The sequence below is a fragment of the uncultured Bifidobacterium sp. genome (assembly GCF_959020145.1).
Lineage (GTDB): Bacteria > Actinomycetota > Actinomycetes > Actinomycetales > Bifidobacteriaceae > Bifidobacterium.
The window spans coordinates 1-13,844 of sequence record NZ_CAUEQY010000031.1; the positions used below are offsets into that span (position 1 = coordinate 1).

Here is a 13,844-nt window from a genome sequence, read left to right on the forward strand (position 1 = left end):
CCGTCGTGGCCGGCAACATCATCGTTCGTCAGCGTGGCACCAAGTTCCACCCGGGTGAGAACGTCGGCATGGGCAAGGACCACACCCTGTTCGCCCTCAAGGACGGCAGCGTGAAGTTCGGCGTGCGTCGTGACCGCAAGGTCGTCGACGTGATTGCCGCCTGAAATACGCGCAATTAACGCTTACAAGATAAAGCCGCGCCCGTTATGGACGCGGCTTTTCTTTATTTTGATGATTGCTGAGGATTGGTTTCCTTCAGCCCGTCCCAAACGTTACGTAACGTTGCATACAGTTGCATAAGACATATCAAACGGACAATAATCGGACCGTTTCGAACAAACGATTAAGGTAGATACATGAGTGATTTCGTCGATCGCGTGACCGTCCATGTGAAGGGCGGCGACGGCGGCAACGGTTCCGCCGGCATCCGTAGGGAAAAATACAAGCCGTTGGCGGGACCGAACGGTGGCAACGGCGGTGATGGCGGTTCCGTGATCTTCATGGCCGACCAGAACGCCAACAGCCTGTTGGATTACCGTTTCATGCCCCACCGCGAGGCTGGAAGCGGCACCATGGGCTTGGGAGACACCAAAGACGGTTCGAAAGGTGCCGATCTGATCCTGCCCGTTCCTGTGGGCACCGTGATTTTCGAAGCCAAAGGGCCGCAAGGCAAGCCTAAGCATCCGGGCGAGCAGCTCGCCGATCTTCGCCATGCCGGAGACAAGTTCGTGGTGGCGGCCGGCGGCAACGGCGGTCTTGGCAACGCCGCATTGGCCAACCGCACCCGTCGCGCTCCGGGATTCGCGTTGCTTGGCGAACCAGGCGAGGAACGTGACGTCATTCTCGAACTCAAATCCATCGCCGACGTGGCCTTGGTGGGCTTCCCCTCCGCAGGCAAATCCAGCCTGATCGCAGCCATGAGCTCCGCCAAGCCGAAAATCGCCGACTATCCGTTCACCACGCTCGTGCCGAACCTCGGCGTGGTTATGGCCGGAGACATGCGGTACACCATCGCCGACGTGCCGGGCCTGATTCCGGGCGCATCCCAAGGCAAGGGCCTCGGCCTTGAATTCCTGCGCCACATCGAACGCACCGAAATCATCGCCCACGTCATCGACTGTGCCACGCTGGAACCTGACCGTGATCCGATGAGCGACTACAAGGCGCTCGAACATGAGCTTGCCGAATATGCCGACAAGCTGGAACTGCCGTTGGGCGCAATCCCAATCCCCGAACGCCCCCGAATCATCATCCTCAACAAGGTCGATATGCCGGAAGCCAAGGAATTGGCCGAATTCGTCAAACCGGAATTCGAAAAACTCGGTCTCAATGTGTATGTCATCTCCACCGCATCCCACGAAGGTTTGAAGGAACTCAACTGGGCGTTGGCGGCCATGGTCGCCGACATGCGCAAGGAAGTCGCCGAACGCGAACAGGCCGAAGAAGAAGCGCGCGTGGTCATCAAGCCGCTCGAAGAGCCGCGCAACCGCCGTCGCCGCAACGACGAAGGCGGCACCGCGCTTGACTTCACCGTGGAACGCAAGGAAGCCGGCAACGGCGACGTCTGGTACGAAGTGCTCGGCACCAAGCCGGAACGTTGGGTCATGCAAACCAACTTCGACAACGACGAAGCAGTCGGCTACCTGGCCGACCGCCTCGCCAAACTCGGTGTCGAAGACGAGCTGCGCAACAAGGGAGCCAAGCCTGGCGACGAAGTACGCATCGGCAAGGGCGCGCGAGCCGTGGAATTCGATTGGGATCCGACCATTGCTGCGGGCGCGGAAATGCTCGACGGCGCCCAGCTTGGCGCACGAGGCGTCGACCTGCGACTGCAGGAACAGGACGGCCGTTCGCAGCGCCGCACCAACGCGGAACGCCGTCGCCAGTACCACGAAATGATGGATGCGCGCCAAGCCGTGCGTGAAGCCATGATGGCCGAACGCAAGGCCGGACACTGGGCCGATCCTTCCGTGGACGACGACCGCCATGACGAAACCAGCCTCTTCGGACGCGGTGAAACCACCGATTCCGAAAACGTGGAACAATAGAAGCAGCAAAACGCCCGCTGATGTGCCGATTGGCATGTCGGCGGGTTTTCTTTTCGGCCATTCGAACGCCTGGAGGAACCATGAACACGCCATCGCAAGCCCAAGTGCGCCGCGCCATCGCTGAAGCGCAAACCATCGTGGTGAAAGTGGGATCCAGCTCGTTGACCAAACCAAGCGGCCACCTCGATCCTGAGCGACTCAACGCGCTCGTGGCGGCCCTCGCACGCGTGCGACTCATGGGCGGGCGCGTGGTGCTCGTCTCCTCCGGCGCCATCGCAGCCGGATTCGGCTCCCTCGGCTTCGACTCACGCCCAACTGACGTGGCTGACCAGCAGGCGTGCGCGGCCGTCGGACAAGGCCTGCTCATGGCCCAGTACGAGAATGCTTTCTCACAATACGGACTGCGCGTCGGGCAAATCCTCATCACCGTGTCCGACACCATCGCACCACAGCAATACCGCAACGTGCGACGCACCCTCGACCGGCTGCTCGACCTCGGCGCGGTGCCGATCATCAACGAAAACGATTCCCTCGCGTCCAACGAAATCCGTTTCGGAGACAACGACCGACTCTCCGCATTGATCGCCAACATCGTAGTCGCCGACGCTTTGGTGCTCCTCACCGACGTGGACGCGCTCTACACGGCACCCCCAAGCGAACCCGGATCGCGACGCATCAGCTACGTGCCGAACGTGGAGGACGCGCTCGCCAAAGTGCAGGTCGGCGGCACCGGATCAAACGTGGGTACCGGCGGCATGGTCACCAAAATGGAAGCGGCGCGTGTTGCGGCGGTCTCCGGCATTCCCGCAGTGCTCACCTGCGCGGCAAACGCAGGCCCGGCCATGATGGGCGACCCAGTCGGCACCGCATTCGCCCCCATCAACGACCGTGGATCATCACGCCGCCTATGGATCGGGTTCGCAGCACACCCGCAAGGCACGCTCGTGGCCGATGCCGGCGCTTCCAATGCGGTACGCGGAGGGGCCGCCAGCCTGCTTGCCGCCGGCGTACTCGAAGTGCGGGGCGATTTCGCCGCCGGAGACGCGGTGTGGATCGACGATGAAGCGGGCAATCACCTCGCAAAAGGCCTCGTAGGATTCGATTCCGAAGAAATCCCGCAAATGCTCGGCCGCAATACCGCCCAGCTCAAGCGTTTCCTCGGCGAAGAATACGCCCACCCCCTAGTCCACCGTGACAACCTCGTCTTGGTTTAATCCCTTTCCCTCTTTTGTTCGGTGCCCTGTAAATAGCAATATGCCGCCCCTACCGGTCAACAGGGAAAAGGAATTCCAAAATGTGCTAAAAGGCTGTTGTTTTTCGGGCGGGAGGGATAGCATGGCAAACATGACTATGGCTGACTGGCAGACTCTTTCCGAACGTATTAACCGCGTGGCTCCGAGCGCTACTCTGGCCGTTGATTCCAAAGCGAAAGCGATGAAAGCTGAAGGAATCGACGTCATTGGATTTGGTGCGGGCGAACCGAACTTTCCGACTCCGGCTGCGATCGTCGCGGCTGCGGCCGAAGCGGTGCAGGATCCGAAGAACTATCGTTACACTCCGACGGCAGGTTTGCCGGAATTGCGCAAGGCGATCGCAGACAAAACGTTGCGCAACTCGGGGTATGGAGTCGATCCGAATCAGGTGATCGTGACCAATGGCGGCAAGCAGGCCGTATACGAATCCTTTCAAATCCTGCTCAATGACGGCGACGAAGTCATCATTCCGACGCCGTATTGGACGAGCTATCCGGAAGCCGTGAAACTGGCTGGAGGCGTGCCTGTCGAAGTGTTCGCGGGAGCTGACCGCAATTTCGAGCCAAGCTTGGAAGACCTGGAAGCGGCACGTACCGAACGTACGAAGGCCATCATCGTGAATACGCCGAACAATCCGACGGGTGCCGTGTGGAATCCGGAAACCGTCAAGGCGATCGGCGAATGGGCTGTGGAACACCATGTGTGGGTGATCTCCGACGAAATCTACGAGCATCTGAACTACGATGGTGCAAAAACCACGTATATCGGCGCTGCAGTGCCTGAAGTGCGTGATCAGCTGCTGGTGCTCAACGGCGTGGCCAAAACCTACGCTATGCCCGGCTGGCGTGTCGGCTGGATGATCGCTCCGCTCGACGTGGCGAAGGCCGCATCCAAGCTGCAGGGGCATATGACGTCGAACGTGAACAATATCTCCCAGCGTGCCGCGATCGCAGCCGTGTCCGGATCTCTTGACGCCGTGTACGAGATGCGTGAGGCGTTCGACAGGCGCCGTCAGACCATCGTCGCCGCGTTGAACGATATCGAAGGTGTGAACTGCCCGACGCCGACCGGCGCATTCTATGCGTTCGCCGACGTGAGCGCACTGCTGAACAAGCCGCTCGGCACCAGCAAAACCGCTTATGCGAGCACGTCCGAACTGGCTGCGGCACTGCTTGACGAAGGTCATGTGGCGGCCGTTCCAGGCGAAGCGTTCGGCGCCCCCGGCTACTTGCGATTCTCGTACGCGCTTGCCGACGACGACCTCGTTGAGGGCATGAAGCGTATGAAGCAGTGGGTCGAGGACTGATACTGGCCTGACTGAGACTTTTCACACGATTCGCACCGCGGTGACATGCCGGGTGCGAATCTTTTTTTCGTTGAAAAATAGCGGTTTTGGGACATTTCTTGAAAAACCGGTTGGACTAAGTCGCAAATACCCGCTATTATTTCGACTTGGCGGTTTTGCCGCTTACTTCTTGCGTGGTTTTTCGCACAAAATCCTCGCCAGCAAGTAGAAACGGCAGAGTACACCTAGGGAAGTGGCGCAATTGGTAGCGCAACGGTCTCCAAAACCGTAGGTTGTGGGTTCGAGTCCCGCCTTCCCTGCCAAGCTTCTTACAACAAGCTCAGCGGAGGATTATTATGGCGAAGGCAAAAAATAGCGAAAAGGCCGTTAAGCCGAACATCTTCATGCGTCTTGGCTTGTTCATCAAACAGATTATCGACGAACTCCGCAAGGTCGTGACCCCGACCAGCAAAGAGCTGTTCTTCTGGGCACTCGCCGTGTTCATCTTCGTGCTGCTCCTGATGGCACTGGTCACCGGCATGGACTTCGGTCTGGGCAAGCTGACCCTGTGGATCTTCGGCTGATCAACGACTTGAAGGTGAAACTGCATGACTGACGAAGTGTTTTCCGACAACCTCGACGAAGCTCCAGAAGCTGATCTCGAGGCCGTAGCTGCCGTTGAGGAGCTGCAGGCCGAGGGTGAAAGCGTTCCGGAAGTCGCTGAGGCCGAGCCGACTGCTGAAGCTGCTTCCGAAGAGTCCGCGAAGGACGAGGGCGGCGAAGAGCTGGATGCTGGCGCCAAGGCCGTCGAAGACTTCTCCAACAGCCTGCGCACCCTCGAAGGCAAGTGGTACGTGCTGCACACCTACTCCGGCTATGAGAAGCGTGTGAAGACCAACGTTGAATCCCGTGTGGCAAGCTTCGGCATGGAAGATAAGATCTTCCAGATTGAAGTTCCGATGGAAGAAGTCGAAAAGCACACCGAAAAGGGCAAGAAGGTCATCACCCGCGTGCGTGTTCCCGGCTATGTGCTGATTCGCATGCTTCCGGATGAGAACGCCCGTCGTATTGTGCGTGAAACCGAAGGCGTCACCGGCTTCGTCGGTCCGACCAAGGAACCGGCGCCGCTGAGCCGCAAGGAAGTCGTCTCCATGATGGCTCCGATGATCGCTTCCGAAGCGCTCAAGAAGGCTGGTGACAAGCCGGCCGCCAACAAGAAGCGCGTCCTTGAAGTCTCCTACGCCGTTGGCGATCAGGTCACCGTCACCGACGGTCCGTTCACCACCATGGCAGCTGTCGTCTCCGACGTTGAGCCCACCACCCAGAAGCTCACGGTGCTCGTGTCCATCTTCGGTCGCGACACGCCAGTGGAGTTGGGCTTCAACCAAGTAGAAAAACTGTCCTGATAAGTCTTTGAAAGACCCCGCGCATTGCGGGGTCTTTTTTTGTCTGGGGGAGTGGGCACAATAGGAAAGCTTGTGTCTGGAGGGTTTGGCGTGCCTGAATGAGGGTACGGAATCCGCTAGCACAGCACAGCAATATACGTTGCGGAAGGAACCGGACGCGGGAAACCTACTCCGGTGCCGCTACCACCGCTTCTACAGAAAGAAGAACCATACAATGGCTCCTAAGAAGAAAGTCTCGGCGCTTCTCAAGCTCCAGATTCAGGCCGGCAAGGCCAACCCGGCTCCGCCGCTGGGCCCGGCTCTGGGTTCCCATGGCGTGAACATCATGGACTTCTGCAAGGCATACAATGCCCAGACGCAGGACAAGATGGGTCAGGTCATCCCTGTCGAGATCACCGTTTACGAAGATCGTTCCTTCACCTTCATCCTGAAGACCCCGCCGGCAGCAGCTCTGCTGAAGAAGGCCGCTGGCATCCAGAAGGGTACCGAGAACCCGCTGACCCACAAGGTCGGCTCCGTCACCAAGGCTCAGGTCCGTGAGATCGCTGAAATCAAGATGGCTGATCTGTCCGCACGCGACGTCGAAGCCGGCATGAAGATCATCGAGGGCACCGCCCGCTCGATGGGTATCACGGTTACCGACTGAGAGGAGAGGGACAAATGGTAAAGCGTTCCAAGAAGTACCGCGAAGCTTCTGAGAAGATCGATCGCAACAATCTTTACACCGCTAACGAAGCCATCGCTCTCGTCAAGAGCATGCCGGAGTACAAGTTCGATCAGACCGTTGAGGCCGTGCTGCGCCTGAACGTGGATCCGCGTAAGGCCGACCAGCTGGTCCGCGGTTCCGTCAACCTGCCGAACGGCACCGGTAAGACCGCCAAGGTCCTCGTGTTCGCCCGTGGCCCGAAGGCCACCGAGGCTCTCGAGGCTGGCGCCGACATCGTCGGTGACGACGACCTCGTGCAGAAGGTCGCCGACGGTTTCCTTGACTTCGATTCCGTCGTCGCCACCCCGGACATGATGGGCAAGGTCGGCCGCCTCGGCCGCGTGCTCGGTCCGCGTGGCCTCATGCCGAACCCGAAGACCGGCACCGTGACCATGGATGTCACCAAGGCCATCAAGGACATCAAGGGCGGCAAGGTCGACTTCCGTGTTGACAAGAATGGCAACCTGAGCTTCCTCATCGGCAAGCTCTCCTTCACCGAGCAGGCTCTCGACGAGAACTTCAAGGCTGTTGCCGACGAAATCAAGCGTCTGAAGCCGTCCACCGTGAAGGGCCGCTACGTCACCAAGGCGACCATCACCTCCACGATGAACCCGGGCGTCCCGGTTGATCCGACGGTCATCGCCTGAGCAATATAGCTTGCAGATAGCTTCTATATAGCTTGCAAAAGACCCGCATCCTGCCCCAACGCGAGATGCGGGTCTTTTCACATATATCTTGCGATTATCTATCTCATTTAATAAATAATGATCCTGCAATCGTCTGACTATCAAAGAATCTCAATGAAACCAGATATCAGATAGATATTAAAACAGAGAAGTGATGTTCAACGATCGCGCATACGGCCAATCGCAAGCGCCGTCGTCAACACGTATGCGTCACGCGGGTCGGTCGCATCCCAACCGGTCGTTTCCGCGGCACGCTTCAAGCGATAACGCACCGTATTCGGATGCACATTCAATTCCTTCGCCGTGTTTTCCAACGAACTGCCGTTGCGCAAAAACGTGGAAACCGTCACAAACGTCGGATCGTCGGGATTCTCGCCATGAAGCACCTGATACACGTTCTGATACAACTCTTCACGAGCGTAATCATCGCCCAACAGCGCCCGTTCCGGCAGCAACTCATCGGCACGCAACGGGCGGGACGGCGACGCCAAAGCGGGAGCAGCCTGCAAGGAAAACAGGGTTTCACGCAACACGTGCGAAGCGCCGGCGACACCGGAACGCACCGGACTCAAATACACCGATTCGTCATCTTTGAAAGCGGGCATAATCGACGTGCAGGTCACTTCGGCAGTGGCGGCGCCACTCTGACAGACAAGCGCCAGCAGAAAACTGCCGTATGTGCCAACAATCACATGTTCTCCGCCCAGATCGCGCACCGCCTTACGCGCAACGAGCGAAGCCGAAGCGGGACTCGTTTCCGGTGTGCCGCCAATCGCGAAACAATCGAAATCCCCACGCCAACCAAGCACATTCATCAACGAGGCGACGCGATCATCCGTAAGAGAAGTCATCAGGCATTCGAAAGCGAGCCGTTCGATGGTTGAATCGTCGGTGTGCCCTGCCAGAAGGTCGAGAATGTCTGCCTGATCGGAGTTCATAAGCGTTAAGTGTAGCCGCCCAACTGGCGAATCGCTGAACGGAAAGCGTCAACGAGGTGAAGTTCATTCGGGGAGTGCCGCTATTATGCCGCTTATGAGCGAAGTCAAACAAACTGGAAAGCGTGGCGAGCGTATCGGCACATTCCTCAGCTGGATGCTGGCCGTGCTGGCATGCCTTTGGGTGGCATGGTGTTGCGCGATCGGGCCGTTGTATTGGTTCGGCGATGGGCTTTCCGACTTCGGCTGGCTGAATGTGCTGTATTTGGTGGTCGCTTTCGCGATATGGTTTTCGATAGTTGTCGCATTGGTCAGATTCGGCCGCGGCCGTCGCGTACTTCCGCAATATTTCGCACGACGGCATGAAAAACTATGCAACGAGATTGCAGGAACGCCGACCACCGTGCTTGGCATTATGTTGCGACACTTGCATGATGCCGCGCACAGCCGCCCAGGGCGCGCCCTGCATGCAGTGATCGTATGGACGGGGCGCAAACTCATCCGCTGCACCGACTGTTGGTGGAAACTCATGCTGGTGTTCGTAATCGGCTGGCTGTGGATTCCAACCACGCTATTGGCCGCGTTCGGCGCCGACATTCGCTCGCAGATCCGTGAATTCAGCTGGGCCTTGAACCAGTGGACGGGCTTGAAACAGCCATATATCGGCTTCTTCTCGTTCGTGCCCATGGATATTTACCCGACCGCGCATTACATGTGGCCGGACAATCCCACATATCTGACCGACCAGCACAATGTCGTGCTCACCGTGTTCTACGGTGCCGCAGCGGCGGTTTCGCGCTACTTCACCGACTCCAACGATGCGGGCATCGTGGTGCTCGCAGCCTTGCAATGGCTATTCGCCGCATTCTGCTGTTCGGCCACCGCCAACCGGTTCTTCAACCTGCCGTGGCGCAGGCTTGGCGTCGGCACGTTCGACTTCTCGCATCCGGAACGCCACGATTGCTGGAATATGCGCGATTACGCGCATCCTGAAGCAGGCGTTGTGGCACGCCCCTCCAGACTGCGGGCCGGTGCGAAAACACGATTCATGATACTGCTGTTCTTCATGGTGTGCCCGCTTGCGGTATTCGCCACGATTTCCCTGACGAAATCGCCGCTGTTCGCTTTCGCATTCGTATGGTGGTTCGGCGTGTGGTACGAACTGCACATGACGCATATCAAAGCGCTGCCCACCATCAACGGCAAGCCGACGTACCTACGCAAACGCTCGATCATGGCCTTCACCATCTCAAGCTGCGTGATGCTGATCAGCGCGAAATACGCGTGGTACATCATTCTCTTCACCCTGATCCTGGCACTTATCAACGATCGCAAACGTTGGAAAACCTATCTTGTGGCACTTCTGCTGCCAACCATCCTCATTCATGGCGGCATCGTGTTCCTCACCAACACGGGCGCCATCATCGGCGGCGACCCCATCGAAAGCCGTGGCATCCAACTGCAGCAGATCGCGCGCGTCGCCAAATACAATCCGAAAGGCATTCCGGCGGACGCGGCGAAAAAGCTTGAACCGGTCTTCAACCTCGACCAGATGGCCGAAGCGTACTTCCGGCAGGACGCCGACCCGGTGAAATCCTCCGGCATCCAATCGAAGAAAGTCAGCTACAAGTGGCGCACCGTCACCGAAGACGACATGACAAACTTCAACGAGGCCTGGCTTGAAATCGTTGTCGCAAATCCTGTTATCGCGCTCGACGCGTTTTTCGCCGAATGCTTCGGCTATTTCGACGTGACCGACCTGCCATACGTGTCGATGGACTACTACGTGAACAACGATTACGTGCAGAACGACAATGCGTGGATCCACCTGTATAACCACGATTGGCGCGATGCGGTGGCCGGCTTCGCGAAAGGTTGGGGCAATATTCCCGTGATCGGCTGGGTGACGCACGGCAATCTGTACGTAACGCTGATGCTGCTGGTCGGCGCTGCCGAAGTGGTGTTGCGGCGATGGCGCTCGCTGTCATGGCATCTGCCCCTGCTGCTGCTCATGGGCGTGATGATCACCGCTCCGGCCAACAATTTCGAACGGCATATGCTACCGGTCGCGTTCGTATTCGGTTTCGTATGCCTGCAATTCTGGCGCGAGTCGCGTAATGCGCGATCGGCTGCCAGCGCGAACGTGGCCAGTGCGCATGAGGCCAGCCAGGTGCGGCAGGACGAGTAGCGGCTGCGTTGGCTGCTGCATGAGCTGTTGCGTTGCGGCGACATTGCGTCGGCGCGCCGCGCTGTAGTAGGTAGGAGGTAATGATGGCGATTTTGGATTCGGCTGCGATCATGCCGCGTACATGCGTTGCGGCGGATCAGGTGCTTGTTTTGGATACGGTGGGATCCACCAACACGTATGCCGCGGATTTGGTGCGTGCAGGTCGGCTGTTCGGCATGGATGGCATGGACGGCATTGCAGGGAACCTCGTGTGGAGCGGGCGTGAGATCGTGGTTGTCGCGGCGAACGAGCAGACGGCCGGTCGCGGGCGGCTCGACCATACGTGGGCCAGTGTGCCGGGGGAGTCATTCATCGTGTCGCTGGTGGTGAGCGTGCCGGTTGCGATTGTGCGCGATTCGTCCGTCAATGGTTGGCTGCAGATGATTGCCGGTTGCGAGATGCGTGAGGCGATTGTTGGTGCGGTATGCGATTTCGGCGGCACGCTCGATGAAGATGTTTTGCTGAAATGGCCGAACGATATTTTTGCTGGCGGCAAGAAACTTGGTGGCGTACTCGCTGAAATGGTGCCGATTCCGGATTGCGGGGATCGCGTTGCCATTGTGATCGGCGTCGGTTTGAATCTTGCCGTCGCTCAGGAACGATTGCCGATAGATAAGTCCACATCGTTGCAGTTGGTTGCGCGCAATCTGCCTGATGCGATGGTGTTGCGCGATGCGGTTGCCGTACGTTGGGTGCAAGGATTGCGCTCGCGGTTGGCTGATTTCGAAGAGGACCCTCACCGTGAGGCTGTGCGCGCCCGGGAAGCGATGACCCCGATCTGCTGGACGCTCGGCAAGCAGTGCGAGGCTCATTTTGTGGACGGAACCACTTTGCAGGGCAGGGCTGTCGCGTTAAACGACGACGCCTCCCTGACCATTGAGGATCAGGAAGGCGTATTGCATCGGGTGAGCACGGCCGACGTAGGCGTGCTCAGTAAGTAAAAAATTACTTGATTGCTGAAATTTGCCGCAATCTCACTTCAGCTTGGCAAGACCTGCGACCACGGCGGAAGCGATAACGGCCTTGACCGCATCGCCTGCGACGAATCCCATGGAAGCCACGGCCACAATCGGCAGTGCGATGCCGGTAATGGCGGACTGCACGATGAAACCAAGCAGATAGTCAAGCGCAATGCAGCCGGCGACACAGGCAAACAGGTAACGTGCGGCGGTCAGCGCGCCATGCTTCAGCGAATCGGTGCGCGCCTCACCCTTCAGCAGCGACGTGACGATGGCCGCCGGCAGGAAGCCGATCAGGAAGCCGGCGCTCGGGCCAACCAATGCCATGGTGGAAGCGCCGCCGGCGAACACCGGCAGACCGACCGCGCCGGCTGCCAGATACATGAGCATCGCGGCGCCGGCCTGCTTCCACGGCAGCATCAGCGCGGCCAGCATCACCACGAACGTCTGTAGCGTGATCGGCACCGGCGTGCCCGGAATCGGCACGGCACCGGCCGCGGAGGCGGTCCACATGAGCACGGCGAACAGCGCCGGCTTGAGGATGGATCCGACAGTGCCGCTGGTGGCGGTTTTCAGCGTGGTTTTGAGTGTCAGCATTGCGTTACGCACGATAATTCTCCTTGGATGTGATTGCATTACGTTGATGAATCGACGATTGTTGACAGCCGAAATGATGGCAAGCGCGAAAGTGACGAAAATGCAAGGTTTGTCAACTTATGCCCCCAATCGTAGGCTTGCCAAGTTTCGGTAACGTTTGTGGAGCCTTACAAAAAGATTGCGTGTCTTTTGTGGGAAACGAGTTCACGATTTTTCGTTCGCGCGACCAAACTTGACGTTATGCCTAAAAATGTCAACAAACTTCTGGTGGCGAATCGCGGCGAAATCGCGCTTCGCGTAGTGCGCACCGCCCGTGAGATGGGGATTCCCACGGTTGCGGTGTACGCGGAGCAGGATCGCCATGCACAATACGTGCAGATGGCTGACGACGCATATCTGCTTTCCGGAGACACGTATAAAGACACCTATCTCAACGAGGATCTGCTGATCGACATTCTGCAGCGCAGCGGTGCCGACGCAGTGCATCCAGGCTACGGATTCCTTTCCGAAGTGGCCACTTTCGCGCAGAAAGTGATCGATGCGGGTGCGGCTTGGGTTGGTCCGAATCCGAAAGCCCTCGTGGATTTGGGGGATAAGATCACCGCACGTCGTGTGGCCACGTTCGCCAAAGTTCCGCCGGTTCCCGGCATTTCCCAGTCGATTTCCGACATGCGATTGCTGCTGGATTTCGCGCATACGCACGGTTATCCGCTCATGCTTAAGCGTACCGATGGCGGCGGCGGTCGCGGCATCACGCTCGTGCACAACGATGACGAGCTGCGCGGTTTCTACATGAATCATGATGCGCTGCAGGGCGGTGATCTGAACGAATATTTCGTGGAACGATTCATCGACAAAGGACGTCACGTCGAAACGCAGTGCGGACGCGACTCGCACGGCAACTTCACCGTGTATTCCACGCGCGACTGCTCCGTGCAGCGCCGCAATCAGAAGCTTGTCGAAGAGGCGCCGGCACCGTTCCTTTCCTCCGAGGTGACCGACCAGCTGGAAACCTACTCTCGCCGACTGTTCGAAGCCGTCGATTACGAGGGGCTTGGCACCTGCGAATTCATGGTGACCGAACAGGGCAAAGTGTACTTCCTGGAAGTCAATCCGCGTCTGCAGGTGGAGCATACCGTCAGCGAGGAGGTCTGCGGACTTGACCTGGTGCGCGAGCAGCTGACCATCGCCAACGGTGGGGAACTGACCGTGAACCATCCGCTTCGTGGACACAGTTTTGAACTGCGCCTGACCTGCGAGGATCCGGCGAAGAACCTCGCGCCAAGCTCCGGCACGCTGGCCTCGTTGCGCTGGCCGTCCGGCCCGGGCATCCGTGTGGATTCCGGCGTGGTCGAAGGCGACACCATTTCGCCGAAATTCGATTCGATGATGGGCAAACTCGTGGTCACCGCATCTGACCGAGCGGCAGCAGTGGCCCGCGTGCGCCGCGCCTTGAGCGAGCTGAAGGTGGAAGGCGTGCCGACTCCGGCAAGCTTGTTCGAACAGATTTTCAACGACGACGAATTCACCGCCGAACATGGTGTTGCATACGATGTCAGCACCAAATGGCTGGAACGCAAGTACCTCAACAAGGAAGCCGCATCATCGCAAGGAGGGCAGCCGGCGTCCATGTCTGGCGCTTCCGAGGTCGACAAGAAGGAATCCAGCGAAACCTTCGTCATCGAAGTCAACAATCGCAGAGTGTCGCTGACCGTGCCGAACGACATCGTCGCCAACCTGAC

At 58.6% G+C, this 13,844-nt stretch carries 13 protein-coding genes and 1 tRNA gene; 12 read left to right on the plus strand and 2 right to left on the minus strand.

Annotated elements, in window-relative coordinates; all coding sequences use genetic code 11:
• From Q5H33_RS07015 to rplA, 9 genes are all read left to right on the plus strand, one after another.
• Window positions 1–164 (plus strand): 50S ribosomal protein L27 (locus Q5H33_RS07015; protein WP_302423742.1); only part of this gene is annotated, 164 nt, incomplete at its 5' end.
• A gap of 192 nt (window positions 165–356) precedes the next feature.
• The gene (gene obgE / locus Q5H33_RS07020) at window positions 357–2,048 is read left to right on the plus strand and encodes a GTPase ObgE (protein WP_022245022.1); all 1,692 of its coding nucleotides are present in this window, start codon (window positions 357–359) and stop codon (window positions 2,046–2,048) included.
• Window positions 2,049–2,128: 80 nt separating this feature from the next.
• Window positions 2,129–3,262, plus strand: a complete 1,134-nt coding sequence (proB, locus tag Q5H33_RS07025; RefSeq protein ID WP_004220121.1) for a glutamate 5-kinase — start codon at window positions 2,129–2,131, stop codon at window positions 3,260–3,262.
• A 121-nt stretch (window positions 3,263–3,383) separates the two neighbouring features.
• On the plus strand, window positions 3,384–4,607 hold the full coding sequence (locus Q5H33_RS07030) for a pyridoxal phosphate-dependent aminotransferase (protein ID WP_302423733.1): 1,224 nt from the start codon (window positions 3,384–3,386) through the stop codon (window positions 4,605–4,607).
• Between the two features lie 226 nt (window positions 4,608–4,833).
• A tRNA-Trp gene (locus tag Q5H33_RS07035) sits at window positions 4,834–4,909 on the plus strand.
• 33 nt (window positions 4,910–4,942) lie between these two features.
• Entirely contained in the window at window positions 4,943–5,170 is a 228-nt protein-coding gene (gene secE, locus Q5H33_RS07040; protein ID WP_004220119.1) for a preprotein translocase subunit SecE, read from the plus strand.
• Window positions 5,171–5,194: 24 nt separating this feature from the next.
• On the plus strand, window positions 5,195–5,992 hold the full coding sequence (gene nusG, locus Q5H33_RS07045; protein WP_117656167.1) for a transcription termination/antitermination protein NusG: 798 nt from the start codon (window positions 5,195–5,197) through the stop codon (window positions 5,990–5,992).
• Window positions 5,993–6,206: 214 nt separating this feature from the next.
• Window positions 6,207–6,638 carry a 50S ribosomal protein L11 gene (gene rplK / locus Q5H33_RS07050; RefSeq protein WP_302423735.1) on the plus strand — a complete coding sequence of 144 codons (432 nt, stop codon included), beginning with the start codon at window positions 6,207–6,209 and terminating at the stop codon, window positions 6,636–6,638.
• A gap of 14 nt (window positions 6,639–6,652) precedes the next feature.
• Complete coding sequence (gene rplA / locus Q5H33_RS07055; RefSeq protein WP_004220116.1) at window positions 6,653–7,345, plus strand: 50S ribosomal protein L1; 693 nt, start codon at window positions 6,653–6,655, stop codon at window positions 7,343–7,345.
• Window positions 7,346–7,542: 197 nt separating this feature from the next.
• Here rplA and Q5H33_RS07060 read toward each other — a convergent pair whose 3' ends face one another.
• A complete protein-coding gene (locus tag Q5H33_RS07060; protein WP_004220115.1) occupies window positions 7,543–8,322 on the minus strand; it encodes a CdaR family transcriptional regulator in 780 nt (259 codons plus the stop codon).
• A gap of 85 nt (window positions 8,323–8,407) precedes the next feature.
• Between Q5H33_RS07060 and Q5H33_RS07065 the strand changes: the two genes are divergently transcribed.
• Both Q5H33_RS07065 and Q5H33_RS07070 read left to right on the plus strand, forming a co-directional pair.
• Window positions 8,408–10,507, plus strand: coding sequence for a DUF6020 family protein (locus Q5H33_RS07065; RefSeq protein ID WP_065439450.1), 2,100 nt, complete (start codon window positions 8,408–8,410; stop codon window positions 10,505–10,507).
• A gap of 80 nt (window positions 10,508–10,587) precedes the next feature.
• Window positions 10,588–11,487 carry a biotin--[acetyl-CoA-carboxylase] ligase gene (locus Q5H33_RS07070; RefSeq protein WP_118262252.1) on the plus strand — a complete coding sequence of 300 codons (900 nt, stop codon included), beginning with the start codon at window positions 10,588–10,590 and terminating at the stop codon, window positions 11,485–11,487.
• Between the two features lie 33 nt (window positions 11,488–11,520).
• On the opposite strand, the gene Q5H33_RS07075 is transcribed toward Q5H33_RS07070, so the two are convergent.
• Window positions 11,521–12,102, minus strand: a complete 582-nt coding sequence (locus Q5H33_RS07075) for a biotin transporter BioY (RefSeq protein ID WP_004220112.1) — start codon at window positions 12,100–12,102, stop codon at window positions 11,521–11,523.
• A 240-nt stretch (window positions 12,103–12,342) separates the two neighbouring features.
• Between Q5H33_RS07075 and Q5H33_RS07080 the strand changes: the two genes are divergently transcribed.
• Window positions 12,343–13,844: acetyl/propionyl/methylcrotonyl-CoA carboxylase subunit alpha (locus tag Q5H33_RS07080; protein ID WP_302423739.1), on the plus strand; the 1,502-nt coding region annotated here is incomplete at its 3' end.

What these genes read in the sequence shown, in the direction of transcription:
- obgE (WP_022245022.1), top strand. Translation starts at nt 357, where the DNA reads ATGAGTGATTTCGTCGATCGCGTGACCGTCCATGTGAAGGGCGGCGAC.
- proB (WP_004220121.1), top strand. Translation starts at nt 2,129, where the DNA reads ATGAACACGCCATCGCAAGCCCAAGTGCGCCGCGCCATCGCTGAAGCG.
- Q5H33_RS07030 (WP_302423733.1), top strand. Translation starts at nt 3,384, where the DNA reads ATGGCAAACATGACTATGGCTGACTGGCAGACTCTTTCCGAACGTATT.
- secE (WP_004220119.1), top strand. Translation starts at nt 4,943, where the DNA reads ATGGCGAAGGCAAAAAATAGCGAAAAGGCCGTTAAGCCGAACATCTTC.
- nusG (WP_117656167.1), top strand. Translation starts at nt 5,195, where the DNA reads ATGACTGACGAAGTGTTTTCCGACAACCTCGACGAAGCTCCAGAAGCT.
- rplK (WP_302423735.1), top strand. Translation starts at nt 6,207, where the DNA reads ATGGCTCCTAAGAAGAAAGTCTCGGCGCTTCTCAAGCTCCAGATTCAG.
- rplA (WP_004220116.1), top strand. Translation starts at nt 6,653, where the DNA reads ATGGTAAAGCGTTCCAAGAAGTACCGCGAAGCTTCTGAGAAGATCGAT.
- Q5H33_RS07060 (WP_004220115.1), bottom strand. Translation starts at nt 8,322, where the DNA reads ATGAACTCCGATCAGGCAGACATTCTCGACCTTCTGGCAGGGCACACC.
- Q5H33_RS07065 (WP_065439450.1), top strand. Translation starts at nt 8,408, where the DNA reads ATGCCGCTTATGAGCGAAGTCAAACAAACTGGAAAGCGTGGCGAGCGT.
- Q5H33_RS07070 (WP_118262252.1), top strand. Translation starts at nt 10,588, where the DNA reads ATGATGGCGATTTTGGATTCGGCTGCGATCATGCCGCGTACATGCGTT.
- Q5H33_RS07075 (WP_004220112.1), bottom strand. Translation starts at nt 12,102, where the DNA reads ATGCTGACACTCAAAACCACGCTGAAAACCGCCACCAGCGGCACTGTC.